A 20,863-nucleotide genomic window follows, 5' to 3' on the forward strand; every position below is an offset into this window, starting at 1 on the left:
GCCGCGGCAGACCATCTCACCGTAGGAGTTGTGCGCCTTGATCGCTGACCCGCCCACCGCCGTCCCCGCCGAGTCCTACGTGCTGCCGGCGTCCTACGGACAGGTCCGGCTGTGGCTGCTCGACCAGGCGCAGCTGGGCGGCCCGGTGTACAACACGGTGAATCCGCTGCGGATCCGCGGAGCGCTGGACACCGCCCGGCTGCGCCGCGCGCTGCACACCGTCGTCGAGCGGCACGAGGTGCTGCGCAGCGTGCTGCGGCTGCAGGGCGCGGACGTCGTCGCGGTCGTGCACACCCGGCTTGACGTACCGCTGGACGAACGTGACCTCGCTGGGCGCGGCGGCGTTGACGCGATCGAGGAGGAGATCAGGCGCGTCGCGGCCCGGCCGTTCGATCTCGCCATCGGTCCGCTGGTGCGCTGCCACCTGCTGCGCGTCGCCGCCGACGACCACGTGCTGGTCGTTGTCATACACCACGCGATCGGCGACCCACGCTCCAGCGAGATCCTCGTCGGGGAGCTGGCCGCCGGCTACGCCGCCGACGCCGACGGTGCCGATCCGCGACTGCCCGAACTGCCGATCCAGTACCCCGACTTTGCCGCCTGGCAGCGGCAGGCCGCTGACGCCGGCGCCTTCGACGACGCGCTCGACCGGTGGCGGCAGCGGCTCGCCGGAGTCCGCCCGACAGAGCTGCCCGCGGAGCTGCCCCCACCGGACCGCCGGACCGCGCGGGCGGTCACCGCGCCGGTCGTCGTGCCGGCCGACGTCCTGCGCCGCCTGCGCGGGCTCGCCGGCGGCGTGACCCCGTTTATGGTCGCGATGGCGGCGTACGCCGCGCTGCTGGGCCGCTGGTCCGGCCGCGACGAGGTGGTCGTGGCGCTGCCGGCCGACGGCCGCGACCAGCCCGAGCTGCGGCACGTCGTGGGCTACTTCATCAACACGCTGCCGGTGCGCGTCGACCTGTCCGGTGATCCCACCTTCGGCGAGCTGCTCGGGCGGGTCCGGGCCGCGTGCCTCGCCGCGTACGCCGACGCCGCCGTGCCGTTCGAGCGGATCGTCGAGGCCGCCGCGCCCGGCCGCGACGTCGGGCGGATGCCACTGGCGCAGGCCTGGCTGGTGGTCCGCGAGCCGGTCGCGCTGCCCCGACCGGCGGGGCTCGAGCTCACCCCGGTGCGGATACCACCCGCGTACCTGCCGTTCGACGTCGCGCTGAGCCTCACCCACGACGAGGGTGCGCTGTCCGGCGACCTCGCCGCGGCGGCCGACCTCATCACCCCGGCGACCGTGCGGCAGGCGGCGCGCCGGCTCGCCGAGATGCTCGCGGCCGTGGCCGGCGCGCCCGAGACCCGGCTGTCGCAGCTGCCCCTGCTCCAGCCGGCGGTGCCACCCGCGCAGCCGATCGGCGACCCGTGGCCGGTGCCACCCGGTGAACCGGCCGACGAGCCCGGCGGGGACGACAGCGCGGCGGTCGAGCAGCTGCTCCGCCGGCTGTGGACCGAGATCCTCGAGGTCGACAACGTGGCCGCCGACGACGAGTTCTACGCGTCCGGGGGCAACTCGCTGCGCGCGGTACGGCTGGTGATGCAGGCACGGGAGGCCGGCCTGGAGCTGCCGATGGACGTGGTGCTCGGCGAACACACCCTCCGGCAGCTCGCCGACGCGGCGACGGGCACCGGCGGGCGATGAGCGCGATGCCCGCCGACCAGCGCACCGCACCAACGCTCGCCGACGCCCGCCGCTCGCTGACCGGCGCGCGGGCCGCCCGTACCACCGCGCCGGCCGCGGTGCCCCCGTCGATCCGCCCGGCGCCGCGGACGGGCCGGCTGCCGCTGTCGCTGCACCAGGAGCAGCAGTGGTTCCTCAACCGTTGGGACCCAGACCGCCCGCTGTACAACGCCGCGATCACGGTGCGGCTGCGGGGCGCGCTGGACGCCGAGGCGTTGCGCCGCGCCGTCGCGGCGGTCGTCGCCCGGCACGAGATCCTGCGGACCCGCTACGACGACGAGGACGGCGAGCCGTACCAGATCGTCGACCCGCCGCCGGCTGCCGCGGACCTCGTGCCGCCGGTCGCCGACGGCACGGACCCCGACCGGCTCGCGCGACTCGTCGACGACGTCGCCGGCGCGCCGTTCGACCTGTGCCGCGGCCCCGTGCTGCGGGCGGCGGTGATCCGCACCGGCCAGGCCGAGCACGTGCTGGTCCTCGCGCTCCATCACATCGCCTTCGACGGCGCGTCGCTGCGGATCCTCACCGCCGAGCTGTTCGCCGCCTACGCCGGCCGGCCGCTGCCACCGCTGCCCATCCAGTACGCCGACTACGCGGTCTGGCAGCGCACGGACGGCGCCGGGGCGATCCAGCGCCAGCTGGACTACTGGCGGGACCGGCTGCGCGAACTGCCGGTGCTCGACCTGCCGACCGACCGTCCCCGCCCGGCAACCCCCTCACAACACGGGGCGACCCGCGGGCGGATCGTGCCGGCGACGCTCGCCGAGGCGCTCACCCGGCTCGCCCGCACGGCGCGGGTGACGCCGCTGACGGTGTACCTCGCCGGGTTCACCGCGCTGCTCGCCCGCTACAGCGGCCAGACCGACATCGCCGTCGGGTCGGTCTTCTCCGGTCGGACCCGGCCCGAGACCGAGCCGTTGATCGGGTACTTCGCGCAGCCGCTGGTCCTGCGCACCTCCACCGCCGGCGACCCGACGTTCCGGCAGCTGCTCGCCGGCACCCACGAGGCGGTGCTCGGCGCGCATCTGCACCAGGACCTGCCGTTCACCACAATCGTGCGGGAGCTCGCACCGCACCGCGACACCGGACGGAACCCGCTGTTCGACGTGTGCTTCACCGTGCACCACGCCATCGCCGAGAGGGTCGAGGTGGGGGGGCTCGGCGTCGAGCCCTACGAGCGGCCCCAGCGGTACACCCAGTTCGACCTGACCGTGGAGCTCACCGAGGTCGTCGGCGAAGGGCTGCGGCTGTGGGCGGAGTACAGCACTGATCTGTTCGACACCGAGCGGATCGACCGGCTCCTCGACGACTTCGTGCGGCTGCTCACCGCCGTCGCGGGCGACCCCGACGCCCGGCTCAGCGCCGTCGAGGTCATGTCGCCCGCCGAAACGCGCCGGCTGCTCGCCGCCGCCCGGCCGCAGCCGGCACCGCCCGCGCCGCCGATGGCGCCGGCCGGGCAGCGGCTGCACGAGCTGTTCGAACAGCACGTCGATGTGGCACCCGGTGCGCCGGCGATCCGCCTCGCCGACGGCACCCTGACCTACGCCGACGTCGAGGCCCGCGCCAACCGGCTCGCCCACGCACTGCGTGCCCACGGCGCCGGTCCGGAAAGGGCCGTCGCGGTCCAGCTCGACACCGGCTCGGACCTTCCGGTGGCCCTGCTCGGCGTGCTCAAGTCCGGCGCCGTGTACCTGCCGCTGGACCCCGCCCACCCGCCGGCCCGCCGCGCCGAACTGCTCCGCCAGGCCGACTGCAACCTCATGGTGGCGGCCGCGCCGGCCGAGGGGCCTGACGACCAGGTCACCGTGGTGCCGGTCGAGCAGGCGGACCGGCCGGCGACCCGGCCGCCGGCGGTCGGCGACCCGCGCAACCTCGCCTATGTGCTGTTCACCTCCGGCTCCACCGGCCGGCCCAAGGCCGTCCTGGTGGAGCACCGGTCCGCGATGACGTTCATGCGGGGGATCCCGGCGCCGCTGCGGCCGGTGCCCGACGACCGGGTCCTGCTGTTCACCAGCCCGACCTTCGACGTCAGCGTCTACGAGATCTTCGCAGCGCTGGGCACCGGCGCTTCGCTGGTCGCCGCGCCGCGGCGCCGCCTGCTCGACCCGCGTGAGCTCGGGCGGCTCATGCGCGAACACCGGGTGTCGGTGCTGCTGTCGACGCCGGCGATCCTCGCCCTGCTCGACGGGCAGGAGTTGGCCGACCTGCGGAAGCTGTCGATCGGCGGCGAGGCGTTCGGCATGGACCTCGTCGCCCGGTGGAGCGCGCCCGGCCGGGTGATCCACAACGGGTACGGGCCTGCCGAGACCACCATCGAGGCGACCAACGCCCGGCTCGACACGACCGACCCGTGGGCCACGCCGCCGATCGGACGGCCGCGCGTGGGGTACGCCGCGTACCTGCTCGATCCGCGCGGACGTCCGGTGCCGCTCGGCGCGCCGGGGGAGCTGCACATCGCCGGCGCGGGTGTCGCCCGCGGCTACCTCGGCCGGCCAGGCCTCACCGCCGACCGATTCCGGCCCGACCCGTTCGGGCCACCGGGCAGCCGCCGGTACCGCACCGGTGACCTCGCCCGCCAGCGCGGCGACCTCACCCTGGAGTTCCTCGGCCGCGTTGACCAGCAGCTCAAACTGCGCGGCCACCGGGTGGAGCCGGGCGAGATCGAGGCCGTTCTGACCGAGCATCCGGCGGTCGCCCAGGCAGCCGTCGTGGCCCGCCCCGCCCACGACGGGGACCGGGACCTCGTCGCCTTCGTCACGGCCGCGCCGTCGCACGTGCCCGACCCCGCCGGTCTGCGGGCGTACCTGGCCGAGCGGCTGCCGCGGTACATGATCCCGAACCGCATCGTCGAACTGGCCGCCCTGCCGCTCACCACCAGCGGCAAGATCGACCGTCGGGCCCTCGTCGCCATGGCGACCCCCGCCGCCGGCCGCGCGGACGCGGTGGACCCAGTGCCGCGCCAGTCGACCGACACCGCCGCGCCCGTTCCGGTCGGCACCCTCATGGAGCGGTTCGAGGCCCAGGTGGCGGCCACCCCGGACTCGGTCGCCGTCGCGGTCGAGCGGCGGGAGGTGACGTTCGCGGCGCTCAACCGGCTCGCCAACCGGATCGCGCACCGGCTCATTGCCCGCGGCCTAGGCCCGGACGACGTCGTGGCCATGCTGCTGCCCAAGTCGGCGGAGGCCATCACGTGCCTGTTCGGCGTACTCAAGGCCGGCGCGGCGGCCCTGCCGATCGACCCGGGCCAACCGGCGGACCGCGTCGCGGGGCTGCTCGCGGACGCCCGGCCGGATCTTGTCATCAGCGAGAGCGGCACTGACGCGGCGCCGACCGGCCTTACCTACGCGGCGCTCGCCGCGGACGGCAACGACGTCCCCACCGCCGATCCGGTCGACGCCGACCGCCGCCGGCCGCTCACCGCCGGATGCGCCGCGTACGTGCTGTACACGTCCGGCTCGACCGGCCGTCCCAAAGGCGTCACGGTGCAGCACGGCAACCTCGTCAACCTGTTCGCCGCGCACACGGCCGGCGTCATGCGCGCCGACGCCGCGACCGGCCGCCGGCGCGTCTGCCTCGCCGCCCCGCTGTCGTTCGATGCCTCCTGGGCCGGGCTGCTGTGGCTGGTCGCCGGCAACACCCTGCACCTGCTCGACGGCCGCGTGCGCCGCGACGCCGCCGCGTTCGTCGCGTACCTGCGCCGCCACCGCGTCGACGTCATCGACGTGACCCCGACGCACTGCAAGCACCTGCTCGACGCCGGGCTGCTGGAGGCCGACACCGACGGTGGACACCGGCTCGCGGTGCTCATCCTCGGCGGCGAAGCGATCGACGACGCGCTGTGGCAGCGGCTGCGCTGGGCCGCCTCCGCCGCCGGGACGCTCGTGGTCAACGTGTACGGGCCGACCGAGTGCACCGTCGACACGGTCGCGTGCGACCTCGCCGACACGGCCGAGCCGGCGATCGGCCGGCCGATGGCCAACACCCGCGCATACGTCCTCGATGAGCGGCTCCGGCCGATGCCGCCCGGGGCGCCGGGCGAGCTGTACCTGGCCGGAGCGCAGGTGTCCCGGGGCTACCGGCACCGCCCGGCCGGCACCGCCGAGCGGTTCGTAGCCGACCCGTTCGGCCCGCCCGGCACCCGCATGTACCGCACCGGCGACCGCGCCGCCTGGCGCGCCGACGGCCGGCTCGACTTCCGGGGCCGGACCGACGGCCAGGTCAAGGTCCGCGGCCACCGGATCGAACCGGGCGAGATCGAGGCCGTCCTGCGTGAACACGACGGCGTCGGTGACGCCGCCGTCGTCGTGCGCGAGGACCGCCCCGGCCAGCCGGTGCTGGTCGCATACGTGACCCGTCCGCCCGGCGCGCTGGGCCGGGCAGCGCCCGACGCCGAGGCCGTCCGCGCGTACGCCGAGCGCCGGCTGCCGGGGTACATGGTGCCGGGCGCCTTCGTGCCGATCGAGCGCATGCCGCTCACCGCCAATAACAAGCTCGACCGGGCCGCGCTGCCGGCTCCGGGCACCGGCGGGCCGACCCACCGGCCGCCGGCCACGGCGTTGGAGCGCGACCTGTGCGCCCTCGTCGCCGAGGTGCTCGACGTGCCGCGCGTCGGGCTCGACGACAGCTTCTTCGCGCTCGGCGGGCACTCGCTGCTGGCCACCAAACTCGTCAGCCGCATCCGGTCGGACCTCGGGATCGAGCTGCCCCTGCGGCGGGTGTTCGACACGCCCCGCGTCGGTGCGCTAGCTGAGCTGCTCGCCGACGCGTCGGCGGGCGTCCGACCCGAGGCGGTCCCGCCGCTGCGTCCGGCGGCCCGCCCGGAGCGCGTGCCGCTGTCGTACGCGCAGACGCGGCTGTGGCTGATCGCCGAGATGGACGGCCCCACCGCCAGCTACAACCTCCCGGCCGCGCTGCGGCTGCACGGTCACGTCGACACCGACGCGCTGCAGGCGGCCCTGGACGACGTGGTGGCGCGGCACGAGTCGCTGCGCACGGTGTTCGACGCCGAAGACGGCCAGCCGTACCAGCGGATCCTCGACCCGGCCGGCGCCCGGGTGACCCTGCGCCGCGTCCCGGCGGACGAGACGGACCTCCTCGGCCGGCTCGCCGAGGCGGCCGGTGTGCCGTTCGACCTGCGCCGCGACCTGCCGGTCCGGGCGTGGCTGTTCACACTGCGGGCCGACGAGCACGTGCTGCTGCTGGTGATGCACCACATCGCCACCGACGGCTGGTCGATGGGCCGGCTGGGCCGCGACGTCGTCGCCGCCTACCGCGCCCGCGCCGCGGGTGCCGTGCCGTCGTGGCCGGCGTTGCCGGTGCAGTACGCCGACTACAGCCTCTGGCAGCGGGCCGTGCTCGGCGGCGAGGACGATCCGGGCAGCCGGCTGCACCGGCAACTGGCGTACTGGCGCGAGCGGCTCGACGGCGCGCCGGCCGAGCTCGCCGTGCCGGCCGACCGGCCGCGACCGGCCCGGTCCAGCGGTCGGGGTGGGGCGGTGGAAGCGCACGTCGACGCCGAACTCGTGCGCCGGCTTGAACGGCTGGCCCAGGACCGGTCGGCGACGCTGTTCATGGTCCTGTACGCCGGTCTCGCCGCCACGTACACCCGCGTCGGCGCCGGCACCGACATCGTCGTCGGCTCGCCGATCGCGGGGCGGACCGACGCCGCGCTGCACGACCTCGTCGGCTTCTTTGTCAACACTTTCGTCCTACGTGTCGACACCGCCGGCCGGCCCAGTTTCGCCGAGCTGCTCGACCGGGTGCGCGCGGTGGCCCTCGGCGCCTACGCGCACCAGGACGTGCCGTTCGAGCGGCTGGTCGAGCTGCTCAACCCGCCGCGGTCGCTGGCCGCCCACCCGCTGTTCCAGACGATGCTGGTGCTGGACAACAACGCCGACGCGCCGCTGAACGTGCCGGGCCTGTCCGCACGCGGCCAGCGGGTCGGTGTCGACACCGCCAAGTTCGACCTGCTGTTCACGTTCACCCCGGCCGCCGACGGCGGGCTCGACCTCGCGGTGCAGTACAGCACGGACCTGTTCGAACCCGGCACCGCCCGCGGCCTCGCCGAGCGGTACCTGCGGCTGCTCGCCGCCGCGGCGGACGACCCGGGCCGCGGCATCGACCGGCTCGAACTGCTCACCTCGGCCGAACGGCAGGCTGTCCTGCGCGGCTGGAGCGGCGCGTCGATGCCGGGGCCGGCACCGCAGGCACCCGCGCTGCCGACCGAGCGGCTCTCCCGGGCGGCGCGGGCGGCACCCGACGCGCCAGCGGTGCGCCACCGCGAGGTCACGCTGACGTACCGCGAGCTGGACCGGCGCAGCAACCGCCTGGCCCGCCGGCTCATCGCCCACGGCGCCGGCCCCGAACGGATCGTGGCGCTGGCCGTGCCGCGCTCGGTCGACCTGATCGTCGCGCTGTGCGCGACCGTCAAGGCCGGTGCCGCGTTCATGCCGATCGACCCGAGTGACCCGCCCCGCCGCATCGCCGCCCTGGTCGCCGACGCCGCGCCGGCCCTGATTCTCACCGCGAGTGCGGTGCCCCTGGCCGGACAAGCTGTTGTCGACCTGGAGGATCTGGAAGACCTGGAGGAGAACGACGCCGAGGTCACCGACGCCGATCGGTGGGCGCCGCTGCACCCGGACCATCCCGCTTACGTGCTGTACACCTCGGGGTCCACCGGCACCCCCAAGGGCGTCGTCATGCCCGCCCGCGCCCTGGCCAACCTGCTGGACTGGCAGGCCGCCGCGCTGCCCGGCGGACCGGGGGTGCGCACCGCGCAGTTCACCGCGCCCACCTTCGACGTCGCCGCGCAGGAGGTGCTCGGCGCGCTGGGCACCGGGAGCTGCCTCGACATCGTCGACGACGACGTCCGCCGCGACCCGGAGGCGCTGGCCGGGTGGCTGCACGAGCACGCCGTCGGCGAGCTGTTCGCGCCGAACCTGGTCGTCCAGGCCCTCGCCGAGGCGCTCGGCGGGGGCGGCGACACCAGCCTGTCCGCCAGCCTGACCGACGTGGTCCAGGCCGGTGAGGCGCTCGTGCTGAGCGCGGCGCTGCGCCGGCTGCACGGGCCGCACCGGCGGCTGCACAACCACTACGGGCCCACCGAGACCCATGTGGTCACCGCGCACCGGCTGGACGACGAGCCCGCCGGATGGCCGGCGTCCGCGCCGATCGGCCGGCCGCTGCCGAACGTGCGGGTGTACCTGCTTGACGAGGCCCTGCAGCCGGTGCCGCCGGGCGTGCCCGGCGAGCTGTACGTGGCGGGGGAGCAGCTCGCCCGGGGGTACCTGCACCGCGCGGCGCACACGGCCGAGCGGTTCGTCGCCGACCCGTTCGGGCCACCGGGAAGCCGGCTGTACCGCACCGGCGACCGGGCGCGTTGGCGAGCGGACGGCACGCTGGAGTACCTCGGCCGGCTCGACGCCCAGGTGAAGCTGCGCGGGCTGCGCATCGAGCCCGGCGAGATCGAAGCGGTGCTGCAAGAACAGCCCGGCATCGCCCAAGCGGCCGTGCTCGTCCGGGACGACCGGCTGACCGCCTACCTCGTGCCCGAGCCGGGCGGTGAGCTGCCCGATGACCTGCCGAACCGGTTGGCCGAGGTGCTGCCTCGCCAGCTGATCCCCACGGCGTACCAGCGGCTCGCCGAGCTGCCGCTGACCCGTAACGGCAAGCTCGACCGGCGCGCCCTGCCCGCCGCGGCGCCGCCGGCGGCGCGGACGGCGCAACCGCGCACCCCGACCGAGCGGCTGCTGTGCGGCACCGTCGCGGACCTCCTCGGGCTGGCCGAGGTCGGACCCGACGACAACTTCTTCCACCTCGGTGGCCACTCGTTGCTCGCGGCCCGGCTCGCGGCCCGGCTGCGCGTCGCGCTCAACGCCGACGTCCCGCTGCGGTTGGTCTTCGAACAGCCCACGATGGCCGAGCTCGCCGCCGCGCTCGACGGGCTCACCCGCCGCCGTGGCGCCGCCCCGCGGCCGGTGCCGCGGGACCGGCCCCTGCCGCTGTCGTTCGCTCAGCAGCGGCTGTGGTTCCTGGAGCAGCTCGGCTCGGCCGCCGACGCCTACCACATGCCCTGCGCGCTGCGGTTGACCGGCGAGCTCGACGTCGCGGCGCTCCAGCGCGCGGTCGACGACCTCGTCGAGCGGCACGAGGTGCTGCGGACCGTGATCGTGGTCGCCGACGGCGAGCCGTATCAGCGGGTGCTGCCGCCTGACGCGGTGACCATGACCACGGCTGACCTCAGCGGCCTCGCAGTGGCGGAGCGGGACCGGGCCCTGGCCCGGTTGCGGCAGGACAGCGCGACCCGCCCGTTCGACCTCGCCGCCGAGCCGCCGGCCCGCTGGCTGCTGGTCCGGCTCGCCGCCGACGAGCACCTGCTGCTTATCACCCTGCACCACGTGGCCGGCGACGGCTGGTCCTTCGGGCTGGTGCTGCGGGAGCTGGCCGCCGCATACGGTGGTACGCCGCCGCCCTGTCCGCCAATCCAGTACGCCGACTTCGCCGCCTGGCAGCGCGCCGAGTGGCGGGCCGACGGCTACGACGGGAGCCTGCGGTACTGGCAGCGGCAGCTGGCACATCCGCCCGTCCTGGCCATCCCGGCGGACGTGGCCCGACCGGAGGTGCAGACGTTCCGCGGCGACCGGATCACCGCCACGCTGGCAGTCGAACCGGTCGAGCGGCTGCGCCGCGTGGCCCGCGCCGGCGACGCCACGCTGTTCATGGCCGTGCTGGCGGGTTTCGACGTGCTGCTGTACCGGCTCAGCGGGCAGACCGACATCGTCGTCGGCAGCCCGGTGTCCGGCCGGAGCCTGCCCGAGCTCGAGCGGCTGATCGGCTGCTTCCTCAACGTGGTGGCGCTGCGCGCCGACCTCGGCGGTTCGCCGCCGTTCACCCGCCTGCTCGCCGATGTGCGGGAGACGACGGTCGCCGCCCTGGCCCATCAGGACGTGCCGTTCGAGCGGGTCGTCGACGCGGTCGGCGCGCCCCGCGACCTGTCGCGCCACCCGCTGTACCAGGTGATGGTCAACCTGATCGATGCCGGCCCGAACACACTGCCCGCCCCCGGGCTGACCATCGAGGCCGAGGCCGCGCCCGACACGCCGGCCAAGCTCGACCTCACCCTGTACGTGCGCGAGGACCGGGCCGGTGGGCTCGCCTTCGAGCTGGTCTACAACGCCGACCTGTTCAGCGCCGCGCACGCCGAACGCATGCTCCGGCAGTACCTCTGGCTTTTGGATCTCGTCGGTCGGGAGCCGGACCGGCCGATTGACGAGTATCCGATGCTTGGCACCGGCGAGGGCGACGGCCTACCCGACCCGGACCGACCACTGCCGACGGGCGCGGAGAGCTCGGTGCCCGAACTGATCGCCGAGCAGGCCCGCCGGACGCCGGACGCGGAGGCGCTCGTCGACGACTGCGGCACCGTCACGTATGAGCGGATGGACCGCGCGGCGGGCCGCCTCGCTGGCCGGCTGCGCCACGACGGGGTGCGCGCCGGTGACGTGGTCGCCTTGTACGGCAACCGGTCGGCCGTGCTGGTCTGTGCGATGCTCGGCGTCCTACGCGCCGGCGCCGCGTTCCTGCTGCTCGACCCGGCCGACCCGCCGGCGCGCGGGCGCAGGGTGCTCGCCGCGGCCCGCTGCGCCGCGCTGGTGACCCTGGAGCCCGCGACCGTCGAGGCCCCGGACGGCTGCCACGCGGTACCGCTGCCGGCCGACCCGGACGGCTGGGACGACACGTACGAGGACCGTGCGCCGCGGGAGTGGCCCGACCCGTGGACGCCAGCGTATGTCGCCGTCACCTCGGGTACCACCGGGGAACCGAAACTCGTTCTGGGCAGCCACGCCCCGCTGACCCACTTCGCCGCCTGGCAGACCGCCGAATGGGCGCTCACCGGCGCGGACCGCTGGAGCGCGCTGTCCGGCCTCGGCCACGACCCGTTCCTGCGGGAGACCCTGGTGCCGCTCACCGTTGGCGGCACCGTCTGCCTACCGGCCGAGGACGTCCGGCGGGCGCCGCGCGACCTGGCGGCCTGGCTCGCACGGCAGCGCGTCACCGTCCTGCACGCCGCGCCGGCGCTTGCCAGGCTGATCGCTGAGGCCGCCGCGCCCGGCGGGCTGCCCCGGCTGCGCCGGGTCTTCTTCGGCGGCGACACGCTCACCGCCGCGCATGTCGTGGCGATGCGGGCGACCGCGCCGGCCGCCGCGTGCGTCAACTTCTACGGCACGACGGAGACGCCGCAGGTCGCCGGTTTCCACCGGGTCACCGCCGCCGACGGCCACCGCATCCCGGTCGGCACCGGCATCCCGGGCGTGCAGCTGCTCGTCGTCGACGCGGCCGGGCGGCCTGCCGGGATCGGCGAGGTCGGCGAAGTCTGGGTCCGCACGCCGTACCTGTCCGACGGCTACCGCAACGACGCCGCCCGGACCGCCGAACGGTTCCGCCCCGACCCCGCCGGCGGTGCCCGCTGCCGGCGGTACCGCACCGGCGACCTCGGCGTCTGGACCGCCGACGGCACCGTCACCGTGCTCGGGCGGGCCGACGAGCAGGTGTCGGTGCGCGGGTTCCGGGTCGAACCCGCCGAGGTCGCGGCCCACCTGACCGCGCTGACGTGCGTGCGGGACGCGGTCGTCGTGGCCAGCGGTTCGCCGGCCGACGCCCTGGCCGGCTACGTGGTCGCCGCCGACCCGGCCGACCCGCCGGCGTCGGCCGAGCTGCGCCGGCTGCTGCGCGAGCGGCTGCCGGGGTACCTCGTGCCGGCCGTGATCACCGTGCTCGAGCGCCTGCCGGTCACCTCCCGCGGCAAACTGGACCTGCCGCTGCTGCGCTCCGGCCGGCTGGCCCGGCCCGCCGCCGTCGCCCTGGACAACGTGCCGCCCCGGGGCGCGACCGAGGAGCTCATCGGCGGCATCTGGCGCGACGTGCTCGGCGCGGCACGGATCGGCCGGCACGACTCGTTCTTCGACCTCGGCGGCGACTCGCTGCGCATCGTGCGGGTCCACACCCGGCTCGAGGAGCAGCTCGGCCGGTCGGTGCCGATCCTCTGGCTCTTTCAGTACCCGACCGTCGCCACGCTGGCGGACGCACTGGCCGGCGGCGGCCCTTCCGTGGGCGCCGCCGCCGGGCGGCGTCGAGGCGCCATCCGGCGTGAGGCCCAGCGGCGCCGCAGAAACGGAGACCCGACATGAGCCACGACACCGACCTGGCTGTCATCGGCATGAGCTGCCGTTTTCCGGGCGCCGACACGGTCGAACGGTTCTGGGCCAATCTCCGCGGCGGCGTGGAGTCCGTCCGGCGGTTCACCGACGACGAGCTGCGCGCCGCGGGGGTGCCCGAGGCCGACCTGGCCGATCCGGCGTACGTGCGCGCCGGTGGCGTCCTCGACGACGCCGACCGGTTCGACAGCGCGTTCTTCGGCTTCTCGCCGCGCGAGGCCGACGTCATGGACCCGCAGCACCGGCTGTTCCTGCAGTGCGCCTGGCACGCCATGGAGCACGCCGGGCAGGCCCCCGGCGGCCACGGCGCCTGCACCGAGGGGCGGGTTGGCGTGTTCGCCGGTTGCGGCGTCAACGCGTACCTCATGCACAGCCTGCGCGCCGCCCCGCAGGTCCTCGACGCCGTCGGTCCTGCCGCGGTGCTGCACGCCAACGACAAGGACTTCCTCGCCACCCGTACCGCGTACAAGCTCGGGCTGCGCGGGCCGGCGATCACGGTGCAGACCGCGTGCTCCACCTCGCTGGTCGCCGTGCACCTGGCCGCGCAGAGCCTGCTGTCCGGCGAGTGCGACCTCGCGCTGGCCGGTGGTGTCTCGGTGACCGTGCCGCAGGTGGCCGGCTACCGGTACCAGCCCGAAGGCATCGTGTCGCCCGACGGGCACTGCCGGTCGTTCGACGCGGCGGGGCAGGGCACCGTGTTCGGCAGCGGCGCGGGCGTCGTCGTGCTTAAACGACTCGCCGACGCTCTGCACGACGCCGACACCATCTATGCGGTGGTGAAGGGTACGGCCGTGAACAACGACGGGCCGGACAAAGTCGGCTTCACCGCCCCGAGCGTGACCGGTCAGGCCGCTGTCATCGGGGAGGCGCTCGAGGTCGCCGGCGTCGACCCGGCCAGCGTGCGGTTCGTCGAGGCGCACGGCACCGCCACCCGGCTGGGCGACCCGATCGAGGTCGCGGCGCTGCGCGAGGTGTTCGGCCCCGCCGGCGCCGCGCCGGGCAGCTGCGCGCTCGGCTCGGTGAAATCCAACGTCGGGCACCTCAACGCCGCCGCCGGCGTCGCCGGGTTCATCAAGGCGGTGCTCGCGCTGCACTACGGGCAGATCCCGCCGACGCTGCACTTCACCGAGGCGAACCCGGAGCTCAAGCTCGACGACGGGCCGTTCTACGTCAACCGGGACCTCGTCGCGTGGCCGCCCGGGGCTTCGCCGCGCCGCGCCGGCGTCAGCTCCTTCGGCATCGGCGGCACCAACGCCCACGTCGTGCTGGAGGAGGCGCCGCCCGTCGGCCCGGCCGCGGGCGGGCAGCCGGGGCCTGGCGAGCTCGTGCACGTGTCCGCGGCCGACCCGGCCGCGCTTGTGCGCCTCACCCGGGCGCTAGCCGACGCGGCCCGCCATCGGACCGACCTGTCGATCACCGACATCGCCCGGACGCTGACGACCGGCCGGCGCGCCTTCGACTTCCGGCGCGCGGTCGTGGCCTGGAGCGCCGGTGAGCTCGCGGCCCGGCTCGATGAGCCGGTGGCGCTGCCTAGCGCCGTGGAGCCCAGGTCGGTGGTGTTCTTGTTTCCGGGCCAGGGCAGCCAGTCCCCGGGCATGGCCCACGCGATGTACCGCGAGGAGCCGGTGTTCCGCGAGCACCTCGACGCTGCCGTCGACGCGGCCGTGGCCCACGTCGACCGGGACCTGCGCGAGCTGATCCTCGATCCGCGCCGGGACGGGCTCGACCAGACGCGCTACGCCCAGCCGGCGCTGTTCGCTGTGGAGTACGCGCTGGCCCAGCTGCTGCTCGACTGGGGCGTACAGCCCGACGCGCTGGTCGGGCACAGTCTCGGCGAGTACGTCGCCGCCTGCCTCGCCGGGGTGTTCGACCTCAACGACGCCATGCAGCTGGTCGCCGCGCGCGGGCGGCTCATGCACCGCACCGGCCCCGGGCGCATGCTGGCGGTCGCGTCGCCGGAGCAGGAGCTGCTCCGGCTGCTGCCCGACGACCTCGACGTCGCCGCGGTCAACGGCCCGCGCGCCTGCGTGGTCTCCGGCCCGGTCGAGCGCGTGCAGGCGTTCGCCGAGACGCTCGCCCGGCGGCGTGTCGCCGCGCTGCCGCTGGAGTCCACGCACGCGTTCCACTCCGCCCTCATGGACCCGATCCTCGCCGAGCTGCGCGCCGAGGCCGCCGCCGTGAGTCTCAGCCCACCCCGCCTGCGGTATCTGTCCGGCGCCAGCGGCCGGTGGACCACGGCCGAGGAGGCCACCGACCCCGGGCACTGGGCCGAGCAGGCGCGACGGCCCGTCCGGTTCGCCGACATCCTCACCGCCCTCGACCGCGACGGCGAACGGTGCCTGTTCCTTGAGGTCGGCCCGGGACGCACCCTGACCCGGCTGGTCGGCGGCCGGACCGCGCTCCCGCTGCTGCGCCCGGACCGGCCCGACGAGCCGGTGCACCTGCGGGAGCGGCTCGGCGACGGCTGGGTCCGCGGGCTCGACGCGGACTGGCCGCGGCTCCTACGCGGCGCGGGGCGCACTGTGGCGTTGCCCGGGTACCCGTTCGAGCCGACCCGGCACTGGATCGACGGCGTCCCCGGTGCCGGCGCGGCGATTTCCGCCGCGCCGGTGTCTGCGGCGCCGGTGTCCGCAGCGCCTGCCCGTGATGCCGTCCCGGGCACCGCCGTTGGCGAGGTCGAAACCATCGTGGCCGAGCTGTGGCAGGCGCTCCTCGGCGGCCCGCCGCCGGACCGCGACGCCCACTTCTTCGCCCATGGCGGGCACTCGCTCCTTGCCGTCCAGCTCGTCGGCCAGGTCCGCGACCGGTTCGGCGTCACCGTGGCGCTGCGCGACCTGTTGGAGCGCCCGACCGTGGCCGGGCTGGCCGCCGCCGTCACCGCCGCGCCCCGGTCCACCATCGAGCCGACCGCCGTACCGCCGGCCAGCGTCACGCTCGTGCGGCCGCGACCCACGACGCCGCGACAGCCGGCGGCGCCTGGAACCGGCATCCGCTTCAGCCTGATGTACTTCTCCGCAGCCGGCGACGAGGACACGGCCGACCGCTACGGCACGCTCCTGGACGACGTCGAACTCGCCGACCGGCACGGGTTCGAGGCCGTATGGCTGCCGGAGCGGCACTTCCACGCCTTCGGCGCGCCGTACCCGAGCCCGTCCGTGCTGGCCGCTGCGATCGCGGCCCGCACCAGCCGGATCGGCCTGCGGGCCGGCAGCGTCGTGCTGCCGTTGCAGCACCCGGTCCGGGTCGCGGAGGAATGGTCCATGGTGGACAACCTGTCCCGCGGGCGGGTCGGGCTGTCGGTCGCGTCTGGCTGGCAGCGCGACGACTTCGTCCTAGCCGAACCCGGCACCTACGAGCGGCGCCGCGAGATCATGGTCGAGCGGCTCGAGCTGCTGCAGCGGCTGTGGCGCGGCGAGACGGTGACGTTGACCCGCGACGACGGCGTCGCGGTCGAGGCGGCGGTGTACCCGCGCCCGGTCCAGCCCGTGCTGCCGGTCTGGTTCACCAGCTCCGGCAACCCGGCCACCTGGGCGGCCGCCGGCGCCCGGGGCGCCAACGTGCTCACCGCCCTGTTCGCGCAGGACCTCGACGCGCTGGCCGCGAACATCGCGCGGTACCGCGTGGCCCGGGCCGAACACGGCCACGACCCCGACGGCGGGCACGTGACCGTGTCGCTGCACACCTTCATCGGCGACGACCTCGACGACGTGCGCCGCACCGTCCGGGGGCCGCTGCGCGACTACCTGCGCAGCCACCTGCAGCTGTACCGCGGCATGGCGGAGGCGCACGGCGTCGTGGTCGACGACGACGACACCGAGACGCTGCTGGACTTCGCGTTCGAGCGGTACTTCCACACCAGCGCCCTGCTCGGCACGCCCGACCTCGCCGACGCCATGGTGACGCGACTGCGCGACATGGGCGTCGACGAGATTGCCTGCCAGCTCGACTTCGGCGTCACCAACGCGCAGATGCGCGACGCGCTGCACCAGGTGGTGGCGCTGCGGGACCGGCACACGGCACCGCCCGCGCCCGAGGCGCCGACCGGCTCGCGGGCGGCGACGGCACGCCGGTCACCCATCGTGACCCTCCAGCCGGACGGATCCGGGACGCCGTTCGTGTGTGTGCACCCGGTGGACGGCAGCGCCCTGGGGTTCCGGGCCCTGGCCGACGCGATGGGCGCCGACCGGCCGTTCCGCGCGGTCCAGGCGCCCGGCCTCGACGGCGACGCGCCGCCGCAGACCGACGTGGCCACGATCGCCCGGTCGTACGCCGACGCCCTGCGCGCGGTCCAGCCGGCCGGGCCGTACCTGCTGGGCGGTTGGTCGTTCGGCGGCGTCGTCGCCCTCGAGATGGCGCGGCTGCTGCTGGCCGCCGGCGCGGACGTGCCCGCTGTGGTCATGCTCGACACCCGCGTGCCGCACCAGATGGCGCGGCAACTGGCGGCCATCACCGAACTGTTGGACCGGTGGGAGCCCTGGCTGGACACCGAGCCGGGCGCCCCGGCGTTCGTCGCCGACGTGCTGCGCCCGGGCGGGCCGCGCCACCCCGCCGCGGGTGCCGGCCCGGACCCCGCCGAGGTACGCCGGATTCTCGATGAGCACCCAGTCGCCGGGCTGCTGCTCACCGACCGGCACGCCCGGCGGGTTACCCGCGCCCACATCACCGCCATGAACCGGCACCGGCCGACCATGCCGGACACTGCGGTCACGCTGGTCCGGGCGGCCGAGCAGCCCAACGTGTTCGGCCAGGACCCGACGCTCGGCTGGGCGCCGGTCGCCGGCGGCCGGCTCACCGTGCACGCCGCCGAGGGCAACCACCACACGATGCTGCACCCGCCGCGGGTGCACGCCCTCGCCGGCTGGCTGCGGACGGCGCTCGCCGACGCGGAATGCGCCGCCCGGTGAGCGCCTCGGCCGTGTCCGGGCAGTGGCTGGTGCGGCCGGTGGCCCGTCCACTCGCCCGGACCCGGCTGATCTGCCTGCACGCGGCCGGCAGCGGCCCGGCCATGTTCCGCGGATGGCCCGCCGCGCTGCCCGACGACATCGAGGTGGTCCTGGTCCACCTGCCGGGCCGGGAGTCGCGGATCGCCGAGCCGGCGATCACCGTCTACCAGACCGCCGTCGCCGCGCTGACCGAGGTGTTGCGACCCGAGCTCGACCGGCCGTGGGCGGTGCTGGGGCACAGCATGGGGGCACGTCTGGCCTTCGGCCCGGTGCAGTCGCTGCTGACCGCCGGGGCACCGCCGCCATCACGGCTGTTCGCCAGTGGGTGCGCCGCGCCGCACGTCCCGGCCTGGAGCGTCGCGGTCCGGGGCCGATCCGCGCGCGACGTTTCCGCGCCTTCGCGCCGGCCGTTGCCGCGCAGCGACGAGGAGCTTCGTCGCCGAGCTGCGCCGGCTCGGCGGGACGCCACCGGAGGCGCTGCGGGTGCCGGCGCTGCTCCAGCTCGTCCTGCCCACCATGCGAGCCGATTTCCAGGTGTGCGGCACGGCCACCCCACCGACCGGCGCGCCGCTGCCGGTGCCGATCACGGGTACTGGGTGCGGCCGACGACGACGTCACCGTCGAGGAGCTGACCGCCTGGTCGCGGTGGAGCAGCGTGGACACCGAGGTCCTGCTGCTCATGGGGGCACTTCTTCATCACGGGTGCGGCCGGACCGGCGGTGATCGAAGCCGTGCGAGCCCGCTGTCAGGCGTAGGCGGTGCCGTGCATCGCCGTCGTCGCGCCGGCCGTCTCGCCGCCGTCGATCACCAGCTCCTGGCCGGTGCAGAAGCGCGCTTCGTCCGAGGCCAGATAGACGAACGCGGCCGCGATCTCCTCCGGCGCGGCGTGCCGGCCGGCCGGGATCTGGTGGTTGACGGCTGCGAGCATCTCCTCGGTGTACTCCGCCTGCTGCATCGGGGTGAGCACCGCACCCGGGCTGACACAGGCGACCCGCACGTGCGGGCTGAGCTCCAGCGCGAACGTGCGGCACAACGACGCGACGCCCGCCTTCGTGGCGTTGTAGTCGGCGTAGAGCGGGTAGCCCCGCATTCCGTTAACCGAGGCCGTCGCCAGCAGCACCCCATGGCGCCGCGCCACCATGTGCCGGGCTGCGGCCTGCCACAGCCGCAGCACGCCGAGAAGGTTGACCTCCATGACGCGGCGGGCGGTGCGCTCGTCGATGTCCAGCACGCCGCGACGCACGCTGATGCCAGCGTTGGCCACCACCACGTCCATGGCGCCGTGCTCCGCATGGATCTCGTCCACCGCTCGGCCCACCTCCACCCAATCGGCCACGTCGACCTCGCGCCAGCTGATGCCACCGCGCACGTCCGCCGGGTCCGGCGGGCGCACATCGAGGTTCACGACGCGGTCGCCGGCCGCGGCGAACCGGGCCGCGGTTGCCCGGCCGATGCCGCTGGAGGCGCCGGAGATGACAACGGTGCGCATCGGTCTCCTAGAACTGGACCCGGTGGGTCGCGTCGGCGTGGTCGGCGAACCGGCGCAGGTTCCGGCTCACGGTGAGCTTCTTGAGCCACCGGTCCGTGCCGTCGTAGCGCGCGGCGAAGCTGCGCCGGCCGTGCACGGCCAGGTAGTTGTCGACCACCAGCAGTGAACCGGGACCGACCACCACGTCCTGCCGCACCCGCTCCAGCGCGGCCATCAACGCGTCGAGCGCCGCCTCGGCGTCGGCGTCGCCGGCGGCGCACCGCATGAACGGCCGGTCGATGCGCAGGTACGGCCGACGGTGGCCGCCGAACAGCACCGCCACCGGTTCCGGGTCGCGGTGCATGGCGCGCATCCGGGCGAGGGCGGGGTGCCGCGGGTCGCGGGCGGCCAGCTGCAGCAGGTGCTCGTCGTCGGGCACGATGTGGAACCGTGGCTGCGCGAGCACCGCGCGGTGCCCAGCGTCGAGGTCGAGGTCGCGGACTGAGGCGAGCAGCGTCGGCACGGCGTCCGGGTTGCGCAGCCCGAGCAGCAGCAGGTAGTCGCAGCGCCGCGGATGGAATCCGTCCTCGGTGTGGAACTCGAGGATCGCCTCGCTGCCGTAGCCGTTCTGCCGCTGCTCGTCGCCGCGCATCGGCAGGATCGACTGGATCAGCCGTCCGGACTGCAGCGTCGACCAGGTGAACGGCTCGCCCAGCACCATGCCGCACAGCGCCAGCCACGCCTCGTGCAGGCGGGCGGTGACGGGCCGCCGGGCGGCCGCCTCCCAGTGCTCCGGCGTCGGGCCGATGCCGGCGTCATCGACGGGGAACCCGTGGATGAGGCACGCGGCGGCCGGCTCCTCGCGGCGGAACCGCTCCAGGAACCACCGCAGGCCGTGTGGCAGCCGGTCGAGCACCGGCCAGGCCCGGTCGTAGAACGCCGGGTCGGCCGGGTCGGCGCCACCGGCCGTCAGCTCCGTCGCCAAGGCCAGCACCGACCGCGCCTCGACGTCGGTGAGCCGGTGCTCGACCGGCCGGTCGAGGACGGCGGGCTGCGCGTACACGTGGGTCATCGCTCCTCGCCCGGCCGGGCCAGCGGTGTGATCGGCGGCAGCGCACGAGCCCGCGCCGCCAGGCCGTCGCGGTTGACCAGAACGGCCTGCGCGCGCACGGTCGTCGCCGTGAACAAATCCAGCAGTTCGATGTCGACGCCGGACGCGGCCGACAGTCGCGCGGCGAGCTGAACCAGCATCAGCGACGAGCCGCCGAGCTGAAAGAAGTCGTCGTCCCGGCCGATGGCCGGCGCCGGTTCGGGCAGCTCGAGCAGCTCCGACCAGACCCGCGCGACCAGGCGCTCGGCGGCTGTGGCCGGGTCGGTCATCGCCGTGGCTCCCGCCGCCGCAGCCGTCGTCTCACATCCCACGTTCGCACTCCGCCCGCTCCTGGAGCCGCCGGTTCGCGGTCCGATGTCGACGATCGCGGTCGCGGTCGCCACCACACCAGCGGGAATATCACCG

The 20,863-nt window shown here is 75.2% G+C and carries 6 protein-coding genes and 1 pseudogene; 4 read left to right on the forward strand and 3 right to left on the reverse strand.

The features are described 5' to 3' along the window. Positions 1-37 precede the first annotated feature (37 nt). The 4 genes and pseudogenes from AB0C02_RS27280 (at position 38) to AB0C02_RS27295 (ending at position 18,602) form a co-directional block, all read left to right on the forward strand. The gene (locus AB0C02_RS27280) at positions 38-1,684 is read left to right on the forward strand and encodes a condensation domain-containing protein (RefSeq protein ID WP_357551800.1); all 1,647 of its coding nucleotides are present in this window, start codon (positions 38-40) and stop codon (positions 1,682-1,684) included. Continuing rightward, positions 1,681-12,909 carry an amino acid adenylation domain-containing protein gene (locus AB0C02_RS27285; protein WP_357551801.1) on the forward strand — a complete coding sequence of 3,743 codons (11,229 nt, stop codon included), beginning with the start codon at positions 1,681-1,683 and terminating at the stop codon, positions 12,907-12,909. The genes AB0C02_RS27280 and AB0C02_RS27285 overlap by 4 nt, the downstream gene beginning before the upstream one ends. Then, the gene (locus tag AB0C02_RS27290) at positions 12,906-17,840 is read left to right on the forward strand and encodes a MupA/Atu3671 family FMN-dependent luciferase-like monooxygenase (protein ID WP_357551802.1); all 4,935 of its coding nucleotides are present in this window, start codon (positions 12,906-12,908) and stop codon (positions 17,838-17,840) included. Before AB0C02_RS27285 ends, AB0C02_RS27290 begins: the two co-directional genes overlap by 4 nt. Before the next feature lie 101 nt (positions 17,841-17,941). Next, a pseudogene (locus tag AB0C02_RS27295) lies at positions 17,942-18,602 on the forward strand (thioesterase domain-containing protein). A 22-nt stretch (positions 18,603-18,624) separates the two neighbouring features. Here the strand turns inward: AB0C02_RS27295 and AB0C02_RS27300 are convergent. Genes AB0C02_RS27300 through AB0C02_RS27310 form a run of 3 tightly spaced genes read right to left on the reverse strand, consistent with a single transcriptional unit; the run spans position 18,625 to position 20,727 of the window. Then, the gene (locus tag AB0C02_RS27300) at positions 18,625-19,368 is read right to left on the reverse strand and encodes an SDR family oxidoreductase (protein WP_357551803.1); all 744 of its coding nucleotides are present in this window, start codon (positions 19,366-19,368) and stop codon (positions 18,625-18,627) included. A gap of 7 nt (positions 19,369-19,375) precedes the next feature. Beyond that, a complete protein-coding gene (gene gntD, locus AB0C02_RS27305; RefSeq protein ID WP_357551804.1) occupies positions 19,376-20,419 on the reverse strand; it encodes a guanitoxin biosynthesis L-enduracididine beta-hydroxylase GntD in 1,044 nt (347 codons plus the stop codon). After that, positions 20,416-20,727: a phosphopantetheine-binding protein gene (locus AB0C02_RS27310; RefSeq protein ID WP_357551805.1), complete on the reverse strand. Its 312-nt coding sequence runs from the start codon at positions 20,725-20,727 to the stop codon at positions 20,416-20,418. The genes gntD and AB0C02_RS27310 overlap by 4 nt, the downstream gene beginning before the upstream one ends. Between the last annotated feature and the right edge of the window lie 136 nt (positions 20,728-20,863).

This window comes from Micromonospora sp. NPDC048999, assembly GCF_040649295.1.
In the GTDB taxonomy this organism is placed as follows: Bacteria; Actinomycetota; Actinomycetes; order Mycobacteriales; family Micromonosporaceae; genus Micromonospora.

Excerpts from the sequence above, each read along its gene's own strand:
- AB0C02_RS27285 (WP_357551801.1), top strand. The coding sequence starts at position 1,681 with ATGAGCGCGATGCCCGCCGACCAGCGCACCGCACCAACGCTCGCCGAC.
- AB0C02_RS27290 (WP_357551802.1), top strand. The coding sequence starts at position 12,906 with ATGAGCCACGACACCGACCTGGCTGTCATCGGCATGAGCTGCCGTTTT.
- AB0C02_RS27300 (WP_357551803.1), bottom strand. The coding sequence starts at position 19,368 with ATGCGCACCGTTGTCATCTCCGGCGCCTCCAGCGGCATCGGCCGGGCA.
- gntD (WP_357551804.1), bottom strand. The coding sequence starts at position 20,419 with ATGACCCACGTGTACGCGCAGCCCGCCGTCCTCGACCGGCCGGTCGAG.
- AB0C02_RS27310 (WP_357551805.1), bottom strand. The coding sequence starts at position 20,727 with ATGACCGACCCGGCCACAGCCGCCGAGCGCCTGGTCGCGCGGGTCTGG.